The organism is Poritiphilus flavus (genome assembly GCF_009901585.1).
Lineage (GTDB): Bacteria > Bacteroidota > Bacteroidia > Flavobacteriales > Flavobacteriaceae > Poritiphilus > Poritiphilus flavus.
In genome coordinates this window covers 37,689-58,326 of record NZ_WXYO01000002.1, presented here as the reverse complement: position 1 = coordinate 58,326, position 20,638 = coordinate 37,689, and the positions used below count along the sequence as shown (strand labels likewise).

16 protein-coding genes are annotated in these 20,638 nt (G+C 44.9%); 9 read left to right on the top strand and 7 right to left on the bottom strand.

Annotated features, from left to right (window positions below):
- Nucleotides 1-51: 51 nt before the first annotated feature.
- On the bottom strand, nucleotides 52-1,488 hold the full coding sequence (locus tag GTQ38_RS03710; RefSeq protein ID WP_161434142.1) for a T9SS type B sorting domain-containing protein: 1,437 nt from the start codon (nucleotides 1,486-1,488) through the stop codon (nucleotides 52-54).
- Between the two features lie 126 nt (nucleotides 1,489-1,614).
- On the bottom strand, nucleotides 1,615-3,417 hold the full coding sequence (locus tag GTQ38_RS03705; protein ID WP_161434141.1) for a T9SS type B sorting domain-containing protein: 1,803 nt from the start codon (nucleotides 3,415-3,417) through the stop codon (nucleotides 1,615-1,617).
- Nucleotides 3,418-3,553: 136 nt separating this feature from the next.
- Here GTQ38_RS03705 and folE point away from each other — a divergent pair, with 136 nt between their 5' ends.
- The 7 genes from folE to GTQ38_RS03670 all read left to right on the top strand — a co-directional run bounded on the left by folE (nucleotide 3,554) and on the right by GTQ38_RS03670 (nucleotide 9,891).
- The gene (folE, locus tag GTQ38_RS03700) at nucleotides 3,554-4,234 is read left to right on the top strand and encodes a GTP cyclohydrolase I FolE (RefSeq protein WP_161434140.1); all 681 of its coding nucleotides are present in this window, start codon (nucleotides 3,554-3,556) and stop codon (nucleotides 4,232-4,234) included.
- Between the two features lie 15 nt (nucleotides 4,235-4,249).
- The gene (gene cysS / locus GTQ38_RS03695; protein ID WP_161434139.1) at nucleotides 4,250-5,743 is read left to right on the top strand and encodes a cysteine--tRNA ligase; all 1,494 of its coding nucleotides are present in this window, start codon (nucleotides 4,250-4,252) and stop codon (nucleotides 5,741-5,743) included.
- 46 nt (nucleotides 5,744-5,789) lie between these two features.
- Nucleotides 5,790-6,011 (top strand): membrane protein insertion efficiency factor YidD, encoded by a 222-nt coding sequence (gene yidD, locus GTQ38_RS03690; protein ID WP_161434138.1) that lies wholly within the window; start codon nucleotides 5,790-5,792, stop codon nucleotides 6,009-6,011.
- 995 nt (nucleotides 6,012-7,006) lie between these two features.
- Nucleotides 7,007-7,975, top strand: a complete 969-nt coding sequence (gene lgt, locus GTQ38_RS03685; protein ID WP_161434137.1) for a prolipoprotein diacylglyceryl transferase — start codon at nucleotides 7,007-7,009, stop codon at nucleotides 7,973-7,975.
- A gap of 26 nt (nucleotides 7,976-8,001) precedes the next feature.
- Complete coding sequence (locus tag GTQ38_RS03680) at nucleotides 8,002-8,496, top strand: DUF192 domain-containing protein (RefSeq protein WP_161434136.1); 495 nt, start codon at nucleotides 8,002-8,004, stop codon at nucleotides 8,494-8,496.
- A 10-nt stretch (nucleotides 8,497-8,506) separates the two neighbouring features.
- Nucleotides 8,507-9,373 (top strand): alpha/beta hydrolase family protein, encoded by an 867-nt coding sequence (locus GTQ38_RS03675; RefSeq protein WP_161434135.1) that lies wholly within the window; start codon nucleotides 8,507-8,509, stop codon nucleotides 9,371-9,373.
- A complete protein-coding gene (locus GTQ38_RS03670) occupies nucleotides 9,370-9,891 on the top strand; it encodes a GNAT family N-acetyltransferase (RefSeq protein WP_161434134.1) in 522 nt (173 codons plus the stop codon). Before GTQ38_RS03675 ends, GTQ38_RS03670 begins: the two co-directional genes overlap by 4 nt.
- A gap of 51 nt (nucleotides 9,892-9,942) precedes the next feature.
- Here GTQ38_RS03670 and GTQ38_RS03665 read toward each other — a convergent pair whose 3' ends face one another.
- Both GTQ38_RS03665 and GTQ38_RS03660 read right to left on the bottom strand, forming a co-directional pair.
- Nucleotides 9,943-11,205: an NAD(P)/FAD-dependent oxidoreductase gene (locus GTQ38_RS03665; RefSeq protein ID WP_161434133.1), complete on the bottom strand. Its 1,263-nt coding sequence runs from the start codon at nucleotides 11,203-11,205 to the stop codon at nucleotides 9,943-9,945.
- A gap of 175 nt (nucleotides 11,206-11,380) precedes the next feature.
- The gene (locus GTQ38_RS03660; RefSeq protein WP_161434132.1) at nucleotides 11,381-12,796 is read right to left on the bottom strand and encodes an MBL fold metallo-hydrolase; all 1,416 of its coding nucleotides are present in this window, start codon (nucleotides 12,794-12,796) and stop codon (nucleotides 11,381-11,383) included.
- 239 nt (nucleotides 12,797-13,035) lie between these two features.
- Here GTQ38_RS03660 and GTQ38_RS03655 point away from each other — a divergent pair, with 239 nt between their 5' ends.
- Nucleotides 13,036-14,271: an ATP-binding cassette domain-containing protein gene (locus GTQ38_RS03655; protein ID WP_161434131.1), complete on the top strand. Its 1,236-nt coding sequence runs from the start codon at nucleotides 13,036-13,038 to the stop codon at nucleotides 14,269-14,271.
- 74 nt (nucleotides 14,272-14,345) lie between these two features.
- Here GTQ38_RS03655 and secDF read toward each other — a convergent pair whose 3' ends face one another.
- Entirely contained in the window at nucleotides 14,346-17,306 is a 2,961-nt protein-coding gene (gene secDF / locus GTQ38_RS03650) for a protein translocase subunit SecDF (protein WP_161434130.1), read from the bottom strand.
- Nucleotides 17,307-17,475: 169 nt separating this feature from the next.
- Entirely contained in the window at nucleotides 17,476-18,402 is a 927-nt protein-coding gene (mdh, locus tag GTQ38_RS03645) for a malate dehydrogenase (RefSeq protein WP_161434129.1), read from the bottom strand.
- 260 nt (nucleotides 18,403-18,662) lie between these two features.
- Between mdh and GTQ38_RS03640 the strand changes: the two genes are divergently transcribed.
- On the top strand, nucleotides 18,663-19,034 hold the full coding sequence (locus GTQ38_RS03640; protein WP_238857786.1) for a hypothetical protein: 372 nt from the start codon (nucleotides 18,663-18,665) through the stop codon (nucleotides 19,032-19,034).
- A 537-nt stretch (nucleotides 19,035-19,571) separates the two neighbouring features.
- Here GTQ38_RS03640 and GTQ38_RS03635 read toward each other — a convergent pair.
- The gene (locus GTQ38_RS03635) at nucleotides 19,572-20,573 is read right to left on the bottom strand and encodes a DUF6588 family protein (protein ID WP_161434128.1); all 1,002 of its coding nucleotides are present in this window, start codon (nucleotides 20,571-20,573) and stop codon (nucleotides 19,572-19,574) included.
- Nucleotides 20,574-20,638: the final 65 nt, after the last annotated feature.

The following is a 20,638-nucleotide window of genomic DNA, read 5'->3' as shown; positions in this document are numbered from 1 at the left end:
TAGCTGAGTAAGTGGCCCTGATATCTATTCCCATTGGTATCAGGGCTTTTTTTATCGCTTCAGGGTAAAATGTGTTCTAATGGTATTGGCAACCAGGGCACCGTCCTCATCACGGGAGTATTCCAGGCGGAACCAATAGTCTGAAGATGGCATAGGCCTGCCGTTAAAAGTTCCATCCCAACCAATGGTGGTCTCATCCAGTTGTTTCAACAATTTCCCATATCGGTCAAAAATGAAAACCACAGGGTCTGTAAGGGTTTCTATACCAAGAATATTCCACGCATCGTGAATGCCGTCACCGTTGGGTGTAAAGAACTTAGGATATCCCACAACGAGAAAAGGAATAGGCTCTGTGGTACCACAGCCGTTCTTGTCGTTGATGATCAGGGTATTTTCTCCAGGAGGCACATCCAGGAATACGGATGAATCCTGAAACTCTCCTCCGTTAATGGCATATTCATAATCCCCGTCACCCTGAACAAATACCTCAATATTGTTGCTATCGGACAGATCGTCCAAAATGTCTACCCTATCCAGTACAGGAATGTCATAAAAGGTTATTAAGATACCACTAGGGTCTGTTACTATAGGCGGTGTTCCGGAGGCGGTGGTGATCTCAGCGAAATAGCGACCGGAGTTCTGCCTCAGGCTCTCGACAATCAATTCAGCTCCAAAAGGGCCGGTTCCGGCAAGCGTGGCGTCTATGGTACGGTCATCATCATAATCTACTGTCCAGATCACAGAACCAATATCTGCCCCTGCAGGTGAATTCAGTGCGCTGAGCGTAATGGCGGGATCCCCCACACAGGCAACAATATCCAGTCCCAAAAATTCATCTCTCAGAGTACAATCCAGTGCATTATCCTGGTCGGCATCCACCGAAGTCCCGGTAAAGGTCAGTATATAAGGTTCCGGATTCCCGTCAAAGTTTGTATTGAAATTATTAATAAGCAAATAGTAGATCTCTCCGGCCTGAACATCCAGCCACTCATCGTAAGTATTCTGGCTTCCGGTAAGGTGTGGAGCTCCCTCCTGCCCGGTTTGCGGATTCACTCCAATTCCGGTAAAGGGTGTATCATTAACTTCGTAGTTGCAACGTATGGGATCTGCTGTACCTGATGAGATATCTGTACAATCCACATCCGGACCGTATAAGGCAAAATCCCATTCGGCCGTAATAGGGCCCGTTCCTACTGCGGGTAAGGCTTCGATATCAAAACCGATCCTCCCGTCTGTTCCAGCCCTGAAAACATACCAGGAGGTGTTATTCTCGATATTTGCAGATGCCACACTACCTTTTTCCAAACATCCCGACCTTCGTATTGCATCCGGGTCAAAATCATTAATATCTCCGTTCCCATCTGCCTCTGCCATGATAGGCGCATCGGCACAAACGGGTATAGCAGTACGACAATCAGGAGAATTCTGTGCTTGTACTCCACAAACAAATAGGAGCAGGCAACACATAAGAAGAATAAGTGTTCGCATAGATCGTGGGGCTATCGTTACAAATAATCATATAGTATAACTCAAACCTCACGGATTTAGTATATTTCGTCCGATTTTTTCTACGGTTAATCGTCAAACCGCAAACAGGCTTCAAAAACCGAAAAACTATCGCCTCAGGGAAAAATGATTGCTAAGATATTTAGCCTCAACCACCTGCCCATTCATATCGGTATAAGTAAGTTTAAACCAATAATCAGTTGCCGGTAATTGCCGTCCTAAAAAAGTACCATCCCAACCCGGACTGTCTCCGGTAAACTGCTTTAGCAGCTTTCCATAACGATCAAAGACCTGGACCACCGGATTTTCGAGGGTGGACATACCCACAATATTCCACTCATCATTAGAACCGTCCCCGTTTGGCGTGAAGAACTTGGGAAAACCAACTACGGTAATGGTCTCTGTTACCGTACCGCATCCTCCGAGGTCATTGATACTCACTGAATGCATGCCCGGGGCTACATTGGTAAAAACATTAGACGGTTGGTATTCTCCGTTATCCAGTCTATACTCGAATTCGCCGACGACATCCGTTAGTATCTCCACCCGGTTATCCGCCTGAAGATCATCTATGATCACTTCGGAAATACGTGGGGTTTCAGATACCACAAGGGTAATGTCCGCATCGGTCGTACATGACAGTCCGGCTTGATTATTTGTTATAGTAAGTGAATAGGTGCCTGCCTGGGATACAAAAATACTGGAGGTAGTCTCTCCGGTATCCCATAAATAGCTGAAATGTGGATTGGAACTGGCCGGGCCGATGGCAACACCATTGCTGGCCTCACAAATGAACACCTCTGTTTGAAAATCTATTGGAGGGGTCTCTACCACTGTGAGCTGAAAACTGGTGGAAGCATCAAAGCAATTGGGATTGGCCGAAGATGTAGTCCTGACAAAAATAGTTTCGGAGCCCGGGTTTACAAGGTGATCCACAGTTAAGGCATTAAGGCCGGAGGTCGCATCTGCCGAGCTGCTATGATAAGAAACCACATATTCAGAGGAGCTTTGGGTTCCTAATGCCTCTGCATCCTTAGTGCTTAGGTCAAAATTGGTAATATCGGAGCATACCACCTCATCATTGAGTGCAAAAGTGATGGGCGCCGTGGTAAAGGCCACCTGTACGTCACTGATAATATTCGCGCCGGAGGTCACAATCTCAACACGGTACATGGCAGATTGAGTTACGTGAAGCGTTGCCGATGTCTGCCCGCTGATCAGTTGATAACCGCTGCCCAAGTCATTGTACCAGGAATAACTTATAGCTCCGGTGGTAGTGGCATCCAGTATTACCGTTTCACTGTCGCAAGCGGCCAATGGTGGCCCCAGAAGGTTGTTGATGATAGAGCAATCTAAAGCGTCGTGGGGGTTCGTTTCGAATATCTGTCCTGAAAACTGAATGGAAAAACCGGAATTGCTATTGCTGAAATTGTTGATAAAGAGGTAGTAATCCTCACCTGCGGTAACCTGCAACCAATCTTCATATAAGTAGGAATTGGTGTTCCCTGAAGGGTCTTCCCCTACTCCCATAAAAGCCTCCTGATCCTGATTGTCAAAAAAGTTACATCGTACCGGATCGCCCAAATTATTGCAATCCGAGGCCCGATAAAGGGCAAAATCCCAATCTTCTGAAGTATCAAAGCCTATATTGAAGCCTAATTGTCCGGAAGCCCCTGTTCTAAAGCGGTACCATGCGGAATTGGATTCAATGGCGCCCGTAACCGTTTGCTCCAGGCAACCACTGGATAAAGCCCCGTTAAAATCATCAATGCCATAGCCCTGAGTACCCCCATTAACGGGAGTATTGCTGCAAATGGGTACAGCATTGCCACAATCCACTGATATTTGAGCAGAAAGGCAATGACTTCCAAAAAATGCAACAACCGCCAAAACGAGGCTCCAATACTTCATAAGTAGCTGTAGATTTGGATGATACTAAAATAAAAAGTGGGCTTTGTTAACACTAATTTATGTTGTGTATAGGCCCAAACAAGCTATAAAGTGGCATATAATGTATATCTTTGCTTTTCGTTAAACTTTGATTTAGATGAAATTTGACAGCACGCTGGAAGAGCGTTTTGAAGCCATGGGAAATGACCATGTTTCTTCTTCTGAGGAAACCCCGATCAGGGAAGACGCCTTCGTATTAAGTGATGAGGAAAAAATAGAACGGATACGGGAGAATATCAGGGAGATCATGCTTACGCTTGGCCTGGATCTGGAGGATGATAGCCTGAAGGGAACCCCGAATCGCGTCGCAAAAATGTATGTGGAGGAAATTTTTGGTGGATTGAGCCCTAAGCGAAAGCCCAAATCATCCACTTTCAAGAACAAATACAAATACGGCGAAATGCTGGTTGAAAAGAATATCATCGTCTATTCTACCTGCGAACACCATCTGCTACCCATTGTTGGGAAAGCACATATAGCCTATATCTCCAACGGCACGGTGGTTGGACTGTCTAAAATGAACCGAATCGTTGATTATTTCGCCAAAAGGCCTCAGGTTCAGGAGCGGATGAACATTCAAATCGTCCGTGAACTGCAAAGAGTACTGGGTACTCAGGATGTTGCTTGCGTTATTGATGCCAAGCACCTTTGTGTAAACTCCAGGGGGATACGCGATATCGAAAGCAGTACGGTAACTGCGGAATATGGAGGGAAGTTTAAGGAGGAAGCTGTGAGAAGGGAGTTTTTGGATTACATCAACCTTGACACTAATTTTTAACCTTCTTAATTTCTGATGCAGTTATACAAAAGTCAACCGCTTAAAGTATACAATTCACTTTCCGGAACTAAAGAACTCTTTGAGCCGATCAATGAGGGCCACGTTGGCATGTATGTTTGCGGCCCAACGGTTTACAGTAATGTGCATCTGGGGAATTGCCGGACATTCATGTCTTTTGATATGATCTTCCGGTATTTAAGGCATTTGGGTTATAAGGTGAGATATGTGCGTAACATTACTGATGCCGGCCACCTGGAAGACGATGCTGGTGAAGGTGAGGACAAAATTGCCAAAAAAGCACGGCTGGAGCAGATTGAGCCCATGGAAGTGGTACAACGTTACACGGTGGATTTCCATGAGATCCTGCAAAAGTTCAATTTCTTACCCCCAAGTATAGAACCAACAGCAACCGGGCATATCATTGAGCAAATAGAGATCATAAAAGATATCCTGGAAAAGGGTTTTGCCTATGAAACCAATGGTTCCGTTTACTTTGATGTTCAAAAATTCAATACGACCTATGAATACGGGAAACTCAGCGGTCGGAAGTTGGAGGATATGATAGCCAATACCCGGGAGCTTACCGCCCAGGACGAAAAGCGGAATCCACAGGATTTTGCTCTTTGGAAAAAAGCGGAACCACAACACATTATGCGTTGGCCTTCTCCCTGGGGTGACGGGTTTCCAGGATGGCATTTGGAATGTACTGCCATGAGCACCAAATACCTTGGGGAAACTTTTGATATTCACGGAGGTGGGATGGATTTGAAATTCCCGCACCACGAATGCGAGATTGCACAGGCTGAGGCAAGTAACGGCCATGCCCCCGTAAAGTATTGGTTGCATGCCAATATGCTCACCCTGAATGGCAGGAAAATGGCGAAATCCACAGGAAATAATATTCTGCCAAACGAAATATTTACCGGTGAGAACAGCATTCTCAGTAAAGCATTTTCACCTTCGGTAGTTCGCTTCTTTATGATGCAGGCTCATTATACGAGTATTCTTGATCTCAGCGATGAGGCCCTGCTGGCTTCCGAAAAAGGATTTATCCGCTTAATGGAGGCCATAGAAACTCTTGAAAAATTGAAGGGAAGTACATCGCAGCAGGCCGAAGCGGATTTTGAGGTCACCGCATGGCGACAGAAATGTTACGATGCCATGAATGACGATTTTAATACTCCGGTACTGATCGCACATCTGTTTGAGGCCGTAAAGCAGATCAATCTTTTAAAGGAAGGTAAACGTTCTATTTCGGAAGAAGACAGGGCCTTGTTACAACAACTGATGCATGTTTTTGTATTTGATGTCCTTGGACTTGAGAAAAAGAACAACGGCAGCTCAGGTATGGATAAACTTGCGGACGTGGTCCAGTTGCTCATACAACTAAGAAACGAAGCAAGAAGCAACAGGGATTTTGAAACCTCGGACAAGATCCGGGACCAACTTGCCGAAATCGGGATTCAGTTAAAAGACGGCAAGGAAGGAACAAGTTTTACAGTGCTTTAGGAAATAGGTAAACACTTCCAGACCCAATAGGATATAATTCTCAATTATGAAAAAACTGCTGATCGCCCCTTTCATTTTCCTGGTAAGGGTCTATCAGAACCTTATTTCACCACTTACACCGGCTAGTTGTCGCTATACCCCAACCTGTTCCCAATACACCGTAGAGGCACTCCAGAAACACGGACTTTTTAAGGGAGGTTGGCTGGCGTTAAAGCGAATTTTCAGCTGTCATCCCTGGGGAGGTTCCGGTTATGATCCGGTACCTTGAGGGGTTGGTAGTTGATGGTTGTTGGTTGTTGGTTGTTGGTTGATAGTAATCAGTAGGCAGTGAACAGTAATCAGTAAGCAGTGAACATTACTTTCGGATTTAAAATCAAACACCTAAAACTCAGAATCTCTCAATTAAACTTTATCTTAAACTTGTACTTAAACTTAATCCACATCTTTTCTGCTTTTAGAATGCAGTGCAAACCACTAATTTAATTGCGGGGTGGGGTTAGGAACCCCGGTTTTAGAGGGCAGTGAACAGTCCTCCTTCGCTAAAGCTTCGGAGGATAAAATCAGTGGGCAGTTGGCGGTTGGCAGTTTTCCACATTCATAATTCAACACTTACATTTCAAAAATTTTCACTTACACTTAAACTTGTACTTGAGCTTGGATTTCAAATGAAAGCATAGCCATATGTTGATCTTCCTGTTATAAAAATGCAGTGCAAACCACTAACTTAGTTTCGGGGTGGGGTTAGGAACCCCGGTTTCAGTAGGCAGTAAACAGTAAACAGTAATCAGTAATCAGTAAGCAGTAATCAGTAAGCAGTCTTTAAATTTAAAATTCAACACTTATAACTCAAAACCCATTAATTGAACTTAAACTTAGACTTGAACTTAAACTTCATAATTCAACAAAAACGCTCCAGTCTAACCGTCTAACCATCCAATAGTCCAAACATCCAATAATCCAACATCCATAACTCAAAACCCTTTAATTGGACTTAAACTTAGACTTGAACTTAAACTTCATAATTCGACAACAATCCTCCGTCCAGCCATCTAACTATCTAACCGTCCAACGATCTAACCGTCCAACAATCCAACCGTCTAACTATCCAACCATCTAAACAATCCAACAATCTAACCATCCAATAATCCAATTCCTCATTTTCAAATCCTCAATTTTACAATTTCACAGTTTTACAATTTCACCGTTTCACCACCCTATCAAGCAAGTTCAATTTTCTTATCTTAGCGCCTCAAAAATATTTCTATGTATTTCCTTGGCTTTACGTGGAATCCGAATGAGACCCTTTTCCAAATTGGATTTATTCAGATCAAGTACTACAATCTTTTGTGGATAGTAGCTTTTGCAGTAGGTTGGTTTCTGACGAAACGCATTTTTATGAACGAGAAAAAGTCGATGCAGCAGCTCGATGCGCTTTTCGTGTACACCCTTTTGGCCACAATGCTTGGAGCTCGTTTAGGACATGTTTTCTTTTACGACTGGCCGTATTATAAGGATCACCTGCTGGAAATTCTTCTGCCCATTCGGGAGCGGGCGAGCGGTTCGCTTTTCGGGATCATAGATGGTTATGAGTTTACCGGGTTTACAGGTCTGGCCAGCCATGGGGCGGCCATAGGGATCATTATTGGAATGTACCTGCTCACCAGGAAGTATAAAGATCTCAAAATGCTTTGGATATTGGACAGGGTGGTCATTCCTGTGGCCAGTGGAGCCTTTTTTGTAAGGCTTGGTAACTTCTTCAATTCCGAGATCAACGGGAAGAAGGTTGATGAAACTTTTGCCTTTGCTACCCGCTTCGTGAGAGATTCCGACGATATGCCAGCCTCAGAAGCCGTTAGAATAACGGGGGAGGAAACGGCCAATGCGGCTTATAAAGCCCTGGAAAATAACCCGAAATTTGCCCAGTACCTGGAAGTTATACCCTTTAGGCATCCCGCTCAGTTATACGAAGGAGTTTGCTATATCTTTGTTTTTGCCCTGCTGTATTACCTGTATTGGAAAACAGACAAGAAAGACCAGCCAGGCTTCCTATTCGGTACTTTCCTGGTCCTGCTTTGGACTATCCGATTTTTTGTGGAGTTCGTAAAAAAGAGCCAGGGCGGTTTTGAAGAATCTTTGGGGTTATTATCAACAGGCCAGTGGTTAAGTATTCCATTTATTCTGGTTGGATTTTATTTTATGTTTAAAGGATACAAGAAGGCGGCTAAGGCTTAGGGCTTTGTCCTAAAAACAAGAGCAGTATGAAGGGTTCGAAAAGATTAATGGTTTTTTGGGGTTTGGCCTTATTGCTGGCTTTCGCAGCCTGTAAGGACAAGGCCAAAAATGTAGTAGAAACGGAACCCATCACCTTTACCAAAGAGGGGGAACTACAGATCTTCGACACAGCCACAGACTCACTGATTACCCGGTTTGATATTGAAATTGCCGAATCCGATTACGAAACCCAAACCGGACTGATGTATCGCGAGGTCCTTGAACCTAACCATGGCATGCTGTTCGTGTTTCCTGATGTAGCCATGCATTCTTTCTACATGAAAAATACCAATATCCCCTTAGACCTGATCTTTATTGATGAGGATCTCAAGATCGTCAGTTTCCAGGAGAATGCTAAACCCATGGATGAAACCGGCCTACCTTCCAAAGTCCCGGTGCAATATGTACTGGAAATAAACGCCGGCCTGGTACAAAAGTTCAACCTAAAGGTAACGGACAGCATAAGCTATCAGAAACTATAACCCCAGCACCATGCAAACCCGGGAATTGGGTATCCCCACAACCCAAGGTCATATCCTAGCGGCTACGGAGTTCGTTCCGGAGCGTTCAAACCAAAAGACGATGATCATTTCATCGGCAACTGGAGTGCTTCAGGGATACTACCATAAGTTTGCCCGATATTTTTCAACACTGGGTTATGTGGTCTACACCTTCGACTATTGGGGTATTGGCAAATCCGGAGGAAAGATAGACCAGTTAAAAGAAAATAAATTCGACCTAAAAAACTGGGGATTTAATGATCAGGCCGCGATGGTTGCCTTTGCCAGAGAAAAACATCCCGAATACGAGCTCGTGCTGCTTACCCACAGTGTTGGTGGACAGATAGTCGGATTTAATCCGCAGTATCGGGAAATCGATAAAATTGTCATGGTTGCCTCTCAAAGTGGTTATTGGAGGTACTTTGAAGGTATACACCAGCCTAAGATGATCCTATTCTGGTATGCCATGATTCCGTTTTTGACCCCCATTTACGGTTACTTCCCGGCCAAAAAACTGGGCCTGTTTGAGAACCTGCCGAAAGAAATGGCCTATGAATGGAAACGATGGGGGAAGCGGGCACGTTATATGATGCATTTTTACGATAAGAATAGTTACTTTTTTGATCGGATAGAAGCTCCTGTACTGTCACTGAGTTTCCCTAGGGACGAATACGCGCCGCAAAAGGCAGTGGATTGGTTAACCGCCCAGTTCACCTCTTCAAATACGGAAAGGTTGCACTATCAACCGCATAGATCCGCACTGGGTAAACTAAGGCATTTCGGTTTTTTCAGGGAAAGGTTCAAAGAGGAATTATGGGACCTGACCGATCGATGGATTCGTAAAACTTCTGATCTATGACACGGTTTTTATTAGAAGGCGAGCAGAGCCAACGCATGTGGTTCAGGAAGCTGAGCCCCGAAGATTTCGATTCCTGGTTGCCATTTTATCACGATCCTGCAAGCACCGAGTTCTGGGAAGGCCTGGCTGAAGATCCCAGGGTGGCCTGCCAGGAACAGTTTGAAAGGGTTTTTGAGCGCTATGAAAAAGGGCTGGGTGGAATGAATGCGCTTATCGCAAAAGACAGTTCTGAGCTCATAGGGATCTGCGGGCTTTTGGTACAGAACGTGGACGATATAGAAGAGCTGGAGATAGGCTACTCCCTGCTACCGGCTTTCCGGGGCCGGGGTTATGCTACCGAAGCGGCTAGAAAGTGCAGAGATTTCGCCTTTGAAAAGGGATTTTCCAATAGCCTCATCTCTATTATTCACGTAGACAATATCCCGTCCCAAAAAGTAGCTGTCGCCAACGGCATGCAGCTAGACAAAACCACGGTCTACAAGAACAACCCTGTACATATTTTTAGGATAAGCCATTAAGGAACTCCAGTTCGTACCTTAGAAAAACGCTTCCGGAATTGTCAATGCTACTTAGACACTTTTCCCTTTCATCATCTTATTCCAATACAGATAGGGCAAGGCATACTTTTTAAGCATCCAAAGTCGCCAGTGTTCCTTTGCGCTATTGAATACCAGCATGCGCTTTAATTTGGGGTCTGGGGTAAAGTTATTCTGATAGTCGAATTCCGCCAGGACCATTTTGCCATAAGCCGTTACCAGCGGACAAGAAGAATAACCATTATAAGAGTTGTTTGTAGCTTCTGTCCCTGCTATAAGTTTTAGGATATTTTCCACGACCACTGGAGCCTGTTTCCGGATTGCCGCACCTGTTTTGGCGGTTGGTAAGGCAGCTACATCCCCTATTCCAAAAATATTGGCATAGCGCTTGTGCTGAAGGGAATGATGATCTACATCCAGCCATCCGGCATCGTTTGAAAGTTTAGAATCCTTCACGAACCCTGGTGGTGCCTGCGGAGGGGCCAGATGTAGCATGTCAAATGGGACTTCTACCACTGAATCACCAGTCATTTTCTCACCCAGAACATTGTCTTCTTTGATAAGCTGTTTCTTTTCCTCAGGTGCGGTATACTTAAAGTAAACTACTTTTCGGTGAGGATCTATTTTATATGGAGCATAAAAAGGTTTAAAATGCATGCCGTAGCGATCAATGACCCTTGTCAGGGTTTTTCGGATCTGATCTATTCCAAAAATAACCGTTCCGGGTGTTGCAAAAATGACCTTAGTCTTGTCTAAAATTCCCTGTTTACGAAAATAATCCGCGGCGAGATAAGCGGTTTTTTGAGGTGCGCCACCGCATTTGATTACGGTGGTTGGCTGCGTAAATACCGCATTGCCTCCCTTAAAATTCCTGATGGTTTCCCAGGTGTGTTCAGGGTCGATATAGTTGCTGCAAACCACGCCCATATCTATGGCTTCCTCAAGTCCTTCTATCAATGATAAATCGATTACCAGACCCGGCGCAACCACTAAATAATCATATCCCAAAACATCCCCGGAAGCCAAAACCACAGAATTGTGATCCGGATCCAGTGAAGCTGCCTTATCACGGATCCACTCTACCCCAGAGGGTATGATATCTGCCATTGGTCTGGCAGTTTTGTTGAAATCATAGGTCCCCGCTCCGACCAAGGTCCAGGCCGGCTGATAATAATGTGTATCCGCGGGCTCAATCAGTCCTATCTGAAGCTTTTTATTCTTTCTCTTAAGCTGAGAGGCAACCATAATTCCACCTGTACCTCCGCCAATGACCAGAATTTGAAAATGTCGTTGCATACTGTTTATTCTTTGGTTATTACTAAAGATACTCTACACCAAAGGATTAGAGCGTAACCCGTGTTACACAGGGAATTGGAAGACAAGTTGAAACTGAAGTGGTTAGCCGAAAAGGGAAGTGACCACAAATAGATCACCCCCCTTAACAACTCAACAAAACATCTTGAATCACCAATTATAACATTGTTGTCGGGCAAACGTACTCGGACCTGGGAACTTTTGTTTCTGAAATTCCTTTAAATCCTTCCGTCACGTCTGCGAAATTTTGCCAGCCCCTCTGTTTCAATATGGCAGAAGCGATCATACTTCGATATCCACTACCACAATAGATTATAAATTCCTTGTCCTTTGGAAATGTAGAGAGATGCTGATTGATCTCATTCAAGGGCACATTCACCGCACCCAGGACGTGTTCTGAATCGTATTCACTTTTCTTTCTAACATCGAATAGCAAAGAGTTCTCCTGATCAAAATCAGCTTCTAATTGCTCAGCGCTAATTCGCTGAATCGTTTCATAATCTTTCCCGCTGTCTTTCCATTGTTCAAATCCGCCTTCCAGGTATCCCAGGGTATTGTCATAACCAACCCGTGAAAGTCGCGTTATGGCCTCTTCTTCCTTCCCTGCATAGGTGACCAACAGTATGTTTTGTTTTACATCGGGAATCATCTCCCCTACCCATTGGGCAAAACTTCCTTCAAGTCCGATATTAACGCTATTAGGGATGAAACCTTTTGCAAAATCCGAAGCGTCACGGGTATCCAGAACCAGGGCGCCACTGTCATTGGCCACAGCCTCAAAGCTTTCCGCGTTTAACGGCTTCTCACCTCTTTCGAGCACGGTATCCAGACTTTCATACCCTTTGATGTTCATGAGAACGTTCTGAGGAAAATAACCCGGAGGAGTAGTCAGCCCGGTTAAGAGTTCTTCTATAAATTCTTCCCGGGTCATATCGGCCCTGAGCGCATAATTCACGGCTTTCTGATGTCCCAAAGTATCGGTGGTTTCCTTGCTCATCATCTTACCACATGCCGATCCTGCTCCGTGATTTGGATAAACGATGAGATCGTCATTTAAAGGCATGATACGGTTTCGCAAAGAGTCGTAAAGGTGTCCTGCCAACTTCTCCTCGGTCAGATCTTCTACAACGTGCTGGGCAAGATCAGGCCGGCCGACATCTCCTATAAATAAAGTGTCGCCTGTTATGATCCCATGTTCCTTGCCTTTCTCATCTATCAAAAGATAGGTAGTACTTTCCATGGTATGGCCAGGTGTATGTATGGCCTTAACTTTGTAATCACCTACTTCAAAAACCTCGTTATCCTTTGCGATATAAGCTTCGTAGCCCGGTTTGGCCGTAGGTCCGAAAACGATTTGGGCTCCTGTCTTTTTCTTAAGGTCTAAATGGCCACTTACAAAATCCGCATGGAAATGTGTCTCAAAGACATACTTGATCTTCGCATTGTCTTTGGCTGCCCGGTCTATATAGGGTTGCACCTCCCTAAGCGGGTCAAAAATTGCCGCTTCTCCATTACTTTCCAGGTAGTAGGCCGCATGGGCCAAACATCCTGTATATATCTGTTCAATCTTCATAGTTTGATATTTTATTTGTTACGCTTATAAAATTATATCCAGCGGTTCACTCGGGTCGTAACCCAGGTTACAAAACTCCGATTTTCCCCTCGCCGGAAGAATGACTTTCGTCACCAACCGGCTTCATTTTTATTGAACTTCCCAATGCTTTTGGTTGAGATTCTCCGAGTTTTGGCGGACAGTCTTATATTTGTTGGGCTTGGACAGCTATGGGCCGTTTATATCGCTAACTGCAAAACATGATCTCTATTCCGCATTGGGTAATTCTTATAAACAATCGATCAGATAGAAGCTTTTTTATCTCGGGTTTGCTCAAGGGCGAATTAGAGGAATTTGAATTATTGAGAGATAAAAAGGGAGCGCTTTTTTCCAAGAGCAGGCTGGATGCTTTTATGGAGGAGGAGATCAGGCATGATCAGAAGATCTTGACGGCTCATACCGATCAGAGCCTGCAATCCATGAGCAGTGGGGAGCGCAAAAAGGTCCTGCTTCGCCATATCCTGGAATCAGACCCGGATTATCTGATTCTGGATAACCCTTTTGACAATCTGGACCGGGATTCTCAGCAAAAGCTAAAGGAAACCCTTTCCAAAGTTTCCGAGAATGTCGTTACTGTATTACTGTTGAGCAGGACATCCGACATACTTCCCTTTTGCAATCGATTTTGTCATTTAAACGGGAAATCTCTCGCATTCTTTAAGGATCAGTCTGCATGGAATTTAAAAGAGGCCAAAGAGCCTTTCCACGGTAATATTCCACTTCCATTAGAGGAGATCGAATACCGGGATGAACTGCTGGTACGTTTTAAGGATGTTTCTGTGAGCTATGGTCCGAAACCAATTTTAAACAATATCAACTGGGAGATCCGGAGTGGTGATTACTGGCAGCTCTCCGGACCAAACGGTAGCGGAAAGACTACCTTGTTATCCATGATTACCGGAGATAACCCCAAGGCTTATGGGCAGGACCTGTTCCTTTTCGGGCACCAAAAAGGAAGCGGAGAAAGTGTCTGGGACCTCAAAAGGTTCCTCGGTTATTTTACTCCTGCCATGGTAGATCGCTTTCGGGGGTATCACAGCCTGGAGAATATGTTGATCTCAGGCTTGATGGATTCCATAGGCCTATATGTAACCCCTAATGAGGCGCAAAAGCGGCTTGCGGGTGAATGGCTTAGCTTATTGGGGTTTGATGGGAAAGAAGGGCAGTACTTTCACGAACTAAGTACTGGACAGCAACGTCTGATCATGTGCGCCAGGGCCATGATAAAACATCCGCTCTTACTGATCCTCGATGAGCCCACAGCCAGCCTTGACGATGAAAGTGCCCGTTTGGTTACCTCTTTGGTCAACAAGATCTCTGAAGAGAGTCGCACCGCCATTGTGTTCGTGTCTCATAGGACGGAGCCCGGGCTAAAACCGGAGTCCAAATTAGATTTGCTGCCTACTTCCAAAGGGTCTGAAGGTATCAGGAAATGATCGATAAAAAACCCCGAAGTAAAAGTTACTTCAGGGTTGAATAAGACGGTTTGTATATCGTTATAAGGCTGTTATCAGGCTGTCGCCGGCTTGGCCTTGGTTATCACTTTCCTAAGCGTATCGAACATCACAGGAGTAGCGATGAACACAGAAGAATAGGTACCTACTATAACACCAACGATCATTGCGAACATGAATCCTCTAAGGGACTCGCCACCAAACACAAAGATGGCAAGAAGAACTACCAGGGTGGTAAGCGAGGTGTTCAGAGTTCGGCTCAAGGTGCTGTTTAGTGCCAGGTTGATATTACTTCCGGACCGCCATCCTTTCTCGCCAACAATTTCCCGGATACGGTCAAAGACCACCACGGTATCGTTAAGAGAGTAACCGATTACGGTAAGAATAGCAGCTATAAATGCCTGGTCTATCTCCATGCTGAAAGGCATGATCTGACTGGTCAGGGAGAATATACCCAAAACGATCAGAACATCGTGGAAAACCGCTGCAACGGCTCCAAGGGAGAACTGCCATTTACGGAACCTCAACAAGATGTAAAGGAAGACAACGGCAAGGGATCCAATTATGGCCCAAAGTGCATTCTTCTTAATATCGTCAGCAATGGTAGGGCCAACTTTTCGGTATTTCAGAACACCTACATCTCCATTCGTACCACCGGGAATAAAATCCTCATAAGTAGTTCCGTCTGGCAGGTACTTCTGCAAAGAAGTGTATAAAATGTCCAGGATCTCATCGTCTACTTCAGTACCTTGAACATCCACCTTATATTTTGTGGTTACCATGATCTGGTTGGCATCACCAAAAGTCTTGGCACTGGCACTTCCCAGGCTTTCGGTAAGCTCAGATGTGATCTCCGCAGGGTTTACTGGATTGATAAAACGTATCTGGTAGTTTCGTCCTCCAACGAAATCCACACCCTGATCCAATCCTTGTGTAAACAGTGAGAAGACCCCGACAGCTACCAGAATTCCTGAGCAGATATAGGCGACTTTTCGCTTGCTAAGGAAATCTATACTTAGGTTTTTAAACAAGTTCTTGGTAATTGCCGTGGAGAAATCCAGGGACCTGCCCTTACCGGAAAGGTACCAGTCTACCAACAACCTGGTCACAAATATGGCGGTGAACAGGGAGGTTAGAATACCGATGATCAGGGTTGTCGCAAAACCTTTGATGGGTCCGGAACCGAAGACCAACAGTATAAGTGCCGTAAGCCCTGTTGTAATGTTAGCATCAAGAATGGATGACAAGGCATTGCTGAAACCGTCTGCAACTGCCTGGCCTTTTCCTTTTCCTTTGGCAAGTTCTTCTTTAACCCGTTCGAAGATCAGTACGTTAGCATCCACAGACATACCTATGGTAAGCACGATACCTGCAATCCCGGGCAGTGTAAGTACTGCACCTAAGCTGGAAAGCACTCCAAAGATCAGAAGTATATTGAATACCAACGCGATATCTGCGAAAACCCCTGCCTTACCGTAGTAAAAGATCATCCAGATAAGCACGAATACCATGGCGATAAGGAAAGACATAAAGCCGCTGTCTATGGCTTCCTGCCCTAGCGATGGACCTACCACGAAGGAATCAATGATCTCCGCTGAGGCCGGTAATTTACCCGCTCTCAAAACGTTGGCAATATCCTTGGTTTCATTCACTGTGAAAGTACCGGTAATTTCTGAACTACCTCCGGAGATCCCCCCCACTTGAGAAACTCCAGGGGCCGTATATACTTTATTGTCCAGAACAATTGCGATACCCGTGTTGTTCAGGTTGGCTTCACTGGTCAGCTTTTCCCATAATTTGGCACCACGGACATTCATATCCATACCCACTGCAGGGCGGTTAAACTGATCAAATTGATCTCTGGCATCGCTTACCACATCGCCACTGATCCTAGGGGCATTTTCCCTATTGGATTTCAGGGCGTACAAGGCGGCCACTTCAGAATCCTTGGATGGGCGCTCCCACAAAAACTTGGTGAATTGTACATCGGCAGGCAACAACCTTCGGATCTGTGGCAGTCTAAGGTAAGAACCGATCTCAGCGGTATCTTTTAAGGCCGCAACACCAATGGCAAAACCAGGTCCGGGTATTTGAAGTTTGTCGATAAGCGGATTGCTTTCTGTACTGAGGTCCAATGAATCCTGGGCCACGTCAGATAGCAAAGAATCTATTTCCGATTCTTCTTTTTCAACCTCTTCGGTCTCTCCGACTATGCTTCTAAGTTCATTATTAGCCTGTATCAGGAAGCCGATAAGGCTTTGATTTCCGGGTTCATAGGTCTCCCAGAACTCCAATTGCGCCGTGCTGGAAAGCAGATCCTGTGCACGGGCGATATCCCTTGCTCCGGGTAGTTCAACCACAATTCGGCCGGAATTACCCTCTCGTTGTATATTCGGTTGTGTTACACCAAAACCATCAATACGCTCACGCAGTACCTCGAATGCTGATACGATGGATTCATCTATTTTTCTGCGGATGATAGGCTTTACCTCATCATCTGTCATCTGGAAATTGATCTCATCGCTAAGCCCTTTGTTCGCAAAAATGTCTGGTGAAGCGAGGTTTACATCCCCTTTAATGGCTTCAAAAGCGTCAAAGAACAGATTCAGGTAGGTATCGTCACTACTTGTTGATGCTGCATCAGCGTCAGCCAGGGCCTTGTTAAAAACTGGATTTTTGGTGTTGTTCGCGAGGCCTTTAAGAATGTCCTTAACGGAGATCTGCAAGGTAACGTTGATCCCTCCCTTGAGGTCCAGACCCTTATTAAGCTCCTTTTTCTTGGCATCCTCATAGCTGGTATAACCAAAGATCGGATCCTTGGAAATAGAATCAAGATATCGGGCCTCCAATGCTTCCCTTTTCGCAACATAATCCTCTTCTGAAGAAGGAATGCTGTTAGCAGCGTACACCGAAGCCTCACTTTCTGTCTTGCTTGTGATAAAAGTATATGAAAGCTGATAAATACTGACAATTCCAAACAGGAAAGCGAAGAGCTTTATGAGTCCTTTATTCTGCATGAGTCACTTTTGATTAAAAATGGAATATATAAATGGTATTTGTAAATAGCGTGCAAATATATCATTTCCCCTAGGAACTGACAATATATTTAAGGGTTTTGTACATTAAACAAAAAGGCGCCGCGTGAGCTCACGGGCGCCTTTAAACTATTAATTTCAGGGGGTTTAACTACACTTGTAGCAGGCCGTTGGTGGCACTTACACCCTCAGCGCTTTCCTTCATTTTTGCCATCTCAGCCTCATCCAGTTCTATCTCCACAATTCGCTCAATACCATTTTTTCCAAGGATAACAGGCACTCCTATGCTGATGTCATTAAGGCCGTATTCTCCTTCCAGTAAAGCGGAGCACGGGAACATTTTGTTTTGGTCACAAGCAATTGCCTGTACCAGTCCGGAAACTGCCGCTCCCGGAGCGTACCAGGCGCTTGTTCCCAGCAATTTTGTAAGTGTAGCTCCTCCGACCTTAGTATCAGCGGCTACCTGCTCCAACCTCTCAGGAGTCAGGAATTCCGATACTTTAACACTGTTACGGGTCGCGTGTCGTGTAAGCGGCACCATACCTTTATCGCTGTGACCGCCTATAACCATACCATCAATATCTGAGATTGGGGCTTCCATGGCCTCTGCCAGGCGATATTTAAACCTTGCGCTATCCAGGGCTCCTCCCATTCCAATGATACGGTTTTTAGGAAGATCAGTTGTTTTATGTACCAGGTAGGTCATGGTATCCATAGGATTACTTACCACTATGAGAATGGTATCCGGCGAATGCTCCAACAGGCTGCTCGCAACACTTTTTACTATCCCTGCATTGATCCCTATCAGCTCATCCCTGGTCATCCCCGGTTTTCTCGGTATCCCGGAGGTAATTACAGCGATATCACTACCCGCGGTTTTGGAATAATCATTGGTGGTCCCGGTGATCCTGGTGTCGAAACCGTTCAGGGAAGCGGTCTGCATAAGGTCCATGGCCTTACCCTCCGCGACACCTTCCTTAATGTCCAGTAAGACTACTTCTGATGCGAAATCTTTGATTGCAATATACTCTGCGCAGCTTGCTCCCACGGCTCCTGCGCCTACTACCGTAACTTTCATATGTGTTCTATTTTCAAGTGAATCTTAAGCCTGCCAAAAATAGCGAATTTTAACAGAAAAAAGGCTGACATAAAGCGCTTATATATCTTTTTTTTAATAGACAATATCAAGTGTCAGTTTTTAGGTCTTTTGTTAAAAAAAAAGGTAGTTCAACGAAGAAGTTGCCATTTTTGTGCAGTACGTCGAAAATATAACAATAGGTCTCCGAGAAGAACCGTTAGCCCAGTTACAGAGTCCCAAATCTGTAAACCTACTGATCAATGAAGAAGCTGATTTCGCTTATGGCAATTCTGGCAATCATATTTGCCAGTAACTGTTCAAGAATACCTGAAAACAATGACCCCGTAATCGGAATATGGTCCAGGGTAGAGACACAGAATATAAGCGACGCGGGTAAGCAAACGATCAGGGAGGAATGGATCTTCAACGATGCCTATCTGGGGCGATACCACAGATATAACGGCTCCGGACTGGAGATTAAAACAGATTTCGGATGGGAGCAGGTAGATGGGATATATACTATAAAGTATCCCGGCCTTGATATCCCGAACCACTATGTGAGCATGGAAGAAACTGCTGAGGGAGTTATGTTGCAGGAACGTGACGGTAATGTGCTGGCACATAGAGAATAAAATCCCCTTATTTTTTCCATATAGTTACGAAAAACAGCCTTTGCTATGAAAGGCTGTTTTTTTTTGATCCCCTTTTAGAGGAATCCCTGCAAACCTTTTAAAAACTAGCACTGTAAACATTCATAACCTGGATAGTGCGGATTTCCGCCAGAGGCGGACAAGGTGTAATCCGCGCCAAAAACAACCCTGACTACCGCCAAATTGCATCTCGTGGTAATTAAAACCCTACAAAGAGAGAAACCACCAGTCACAGACTGGCGGTAGTGTAGGGCATCTCGTGGTAATTCCTAACCTACAAAGAGAAAAACCACCAGTCACAGACTGGCGGTAGCGTAGGGCATCTCGTGGTAATTCCAAACTTACAAAAAGAGAAACCACTAGTCACAGACTGGCGGTAGTGTAGGGCATCTCGTGGTAATTCCAAACCTACAAAGAGAAAAACCACCAGTCACAGACTGGCGGTAGCATAGGGGCACAAAAAAAAGCCGCCTTCCTGAAAAAGCGGCCATTTTATATCGTATTTGCTATTTTTCTGTTCTACCTAAACCCGAAATTGACACCTACAGACAGATTGTTGAATTCCGCTATGGTATAATCCGCATGTAGCCTGAAGAAGCCTAACTTCAATTTGGTTCCAATGTTGGCGGTTACTCCACTGGCATTGGCGCTTACACTAAAGGGGTCAGTATATGTAGTCTGAAATGGTCCTGAGGTAACCACATAGGTTCCTAAAACATTGGTTTCGGACTTTCCGGTAAGGTATCCCAGTCCGCCGTAAAAGTTTATCACAGGCAAGCGCGTAGAGACCACTGCCTGGAATACCCAGCTGTTTATATCCATTTCCAGACGCTGATCCTGGCCTGCAACTACAGAGGTATCCGTAAAGTCGTAGGACGCATCGAAATGGGTGTAGCCGATTACTGCTGAAATAGCTACTGGTAATACTTTATCCGCAGGCAGGTGTTTGGTAAAATCATGTTGAATACCAAAACCGTAAAGGCTGATAGAAGCATCGTCTGTATTGATCTTTGGCAGGAACCTTGCCTTTAGCTCAGTTCCTTTTATAAGGCCTACACTGGCCTGCAAATAGCCCGAGGGAAGAAAATTAAAGTCTTCCGACGCCAATCCGCTTGGCAGTTCAAAAGTTTCACTGAATACGTTTCCATCGGTTACAACAACATTTATACCCTCAATATCACCCAGGGCAGTAGAGACCAATTTAGAGGTACTACCGTCTGTAAATTGCAGGTTTTCGTAGTCTGCGGTATTCAGGGTAAAAGCCTTCTTATCATCTTTATTTTTAAACCCAGTGAGGTTCCCAATGATCGAAATTTCAAATCCTCCTAAGGGTTTTGCATCTGCGGTATTATACCAGCTACCTGAAATGCTATAAATAGCGCCTTCGGAAACCGGGGCGAGATAGTCATTCGTAAAGCGTTGAGCATCGTCAATACCCGCGGCTAAGAGATCGTTAATGTTAGATTGTGCCCATGAAAGGGTACCCAAAAAAATCGCCAGTAGAAAAGTTATGCGTTTCATGTGTAAGAATTTTTGTATAAAACTAAAAAACCCTGACGTACGGTCAGGGTTTTTGTTGTATAAGT

Bases quoted from the DNA above. Each gene is read 5' to 3' on its own strand.
- GTQ38_RS03710 (WP_161434142.1), bottom strand. From the start codon at position 1,488: ATGCGAACACTTATTCTTCTTATGTGTTGCCTGCTCCTATTTGTTTGT.
- GTQ38_RS03705 (WP_161434141.1), bottom strand. From the start codon at position 3,417: ATGAAGTATTGGAGCCTCGTTTTGGCGGTTGTTGCATTTTTTGGAAGT.
- folE (WP_161434140.1), top strand. From the start codon at position 3,554: ATGAAATTTGACAGCACGCTGGAAGAGCGTTTTGAAGCCATGGGAAAT.
- cysS (WP_161434139.1), top strand. From the start codon at position 4,250: ATGCAGTTATACAAAAGTCAACCGCTTAAAGTATACAATTCACTTTCC.
- yidD (WP_161434138.1), top strand. From the start codon at position 5,790: ATGAAAAAACTGCTGATCGCCCCTTTCATTTTCCTGGTAAGGGTCTAT.
- lgt (WP_161434137.1), top strand. From the start codon at position 7,007: ATGTATTTCCTTGGCTTTACGTGGAATCCGAATGAGACCCTTTTCCAA.
- GTQ38_RS03680 (WP_161434136.1), top strand. From the start codon at position 8,002: ATGAAGGGTTCGAAAAGATTAATGGTTTTTTGGGGTTTGGCCTTATTG.
- GTQ38_RS03675 (WP_161434135.1), top strand. From the start codon at position 8,507: ATGCAAACCCGGGAATTGGGTATCCCCACAACCCAAGGTCATATCCTA.
- GTQ38_RS03670 (WP_161434134.1), top strand. From the start codon at position 9,370: ATGACACGGTTTTTATTAGAAGGCGAGCAGAGCCAACGCATGTGGTTC.
- GTQ38_RS03665 (WP_161434133.1), bottom strand. From the start codon at position 11,205: ATGCAACGACATTTTCAAATTCTGGTCATTGGCGGAGGTACAGGTGGA.
- GTQ38_RS03660 (WP_161434132.1), bottom strand. From the start codon at position 12,796: ATGAAGATTGAACAGATATATACAGGATGTTTGGCCCATGCGGCCTAC.
- GTQ38_RS03655 (WP_161434131.1), top strand. From the start codon at position 13,036: ATGATCTCTATTCCGCATTGGGTAATTCTTATAAACAATCGATCAGAT.
- secDF (WP_161434130.1), bottom strand. From the start codon at position 17,306: ATGCAGAATAAAGGACTCATAAAGCTCTTCGCTTTCCTGTTTGGAATT.
- mdh (WP_161434129.1), bottom strand. From the start codon at position 18,402: ATGAAAGTTACGGTAGTAGGCGCAGGAGCCGTGGGAGCAAGCTGCGCA.
- GTQ38_RS03640 (WP_238857786.1), top strand. From the start codon at position 18,663: ATGAAGAAGCTGATTTCGCTTATGGCAATTCTGGCAATCATATTTGCC.
- GTQ38_RS03635 (WP_161434128.1), bottom strand. From the start codon at position 20,573: ATGAAACGCATAACTTTTCTACTGGCGATTTTTTTGGGTACCCTTTCA.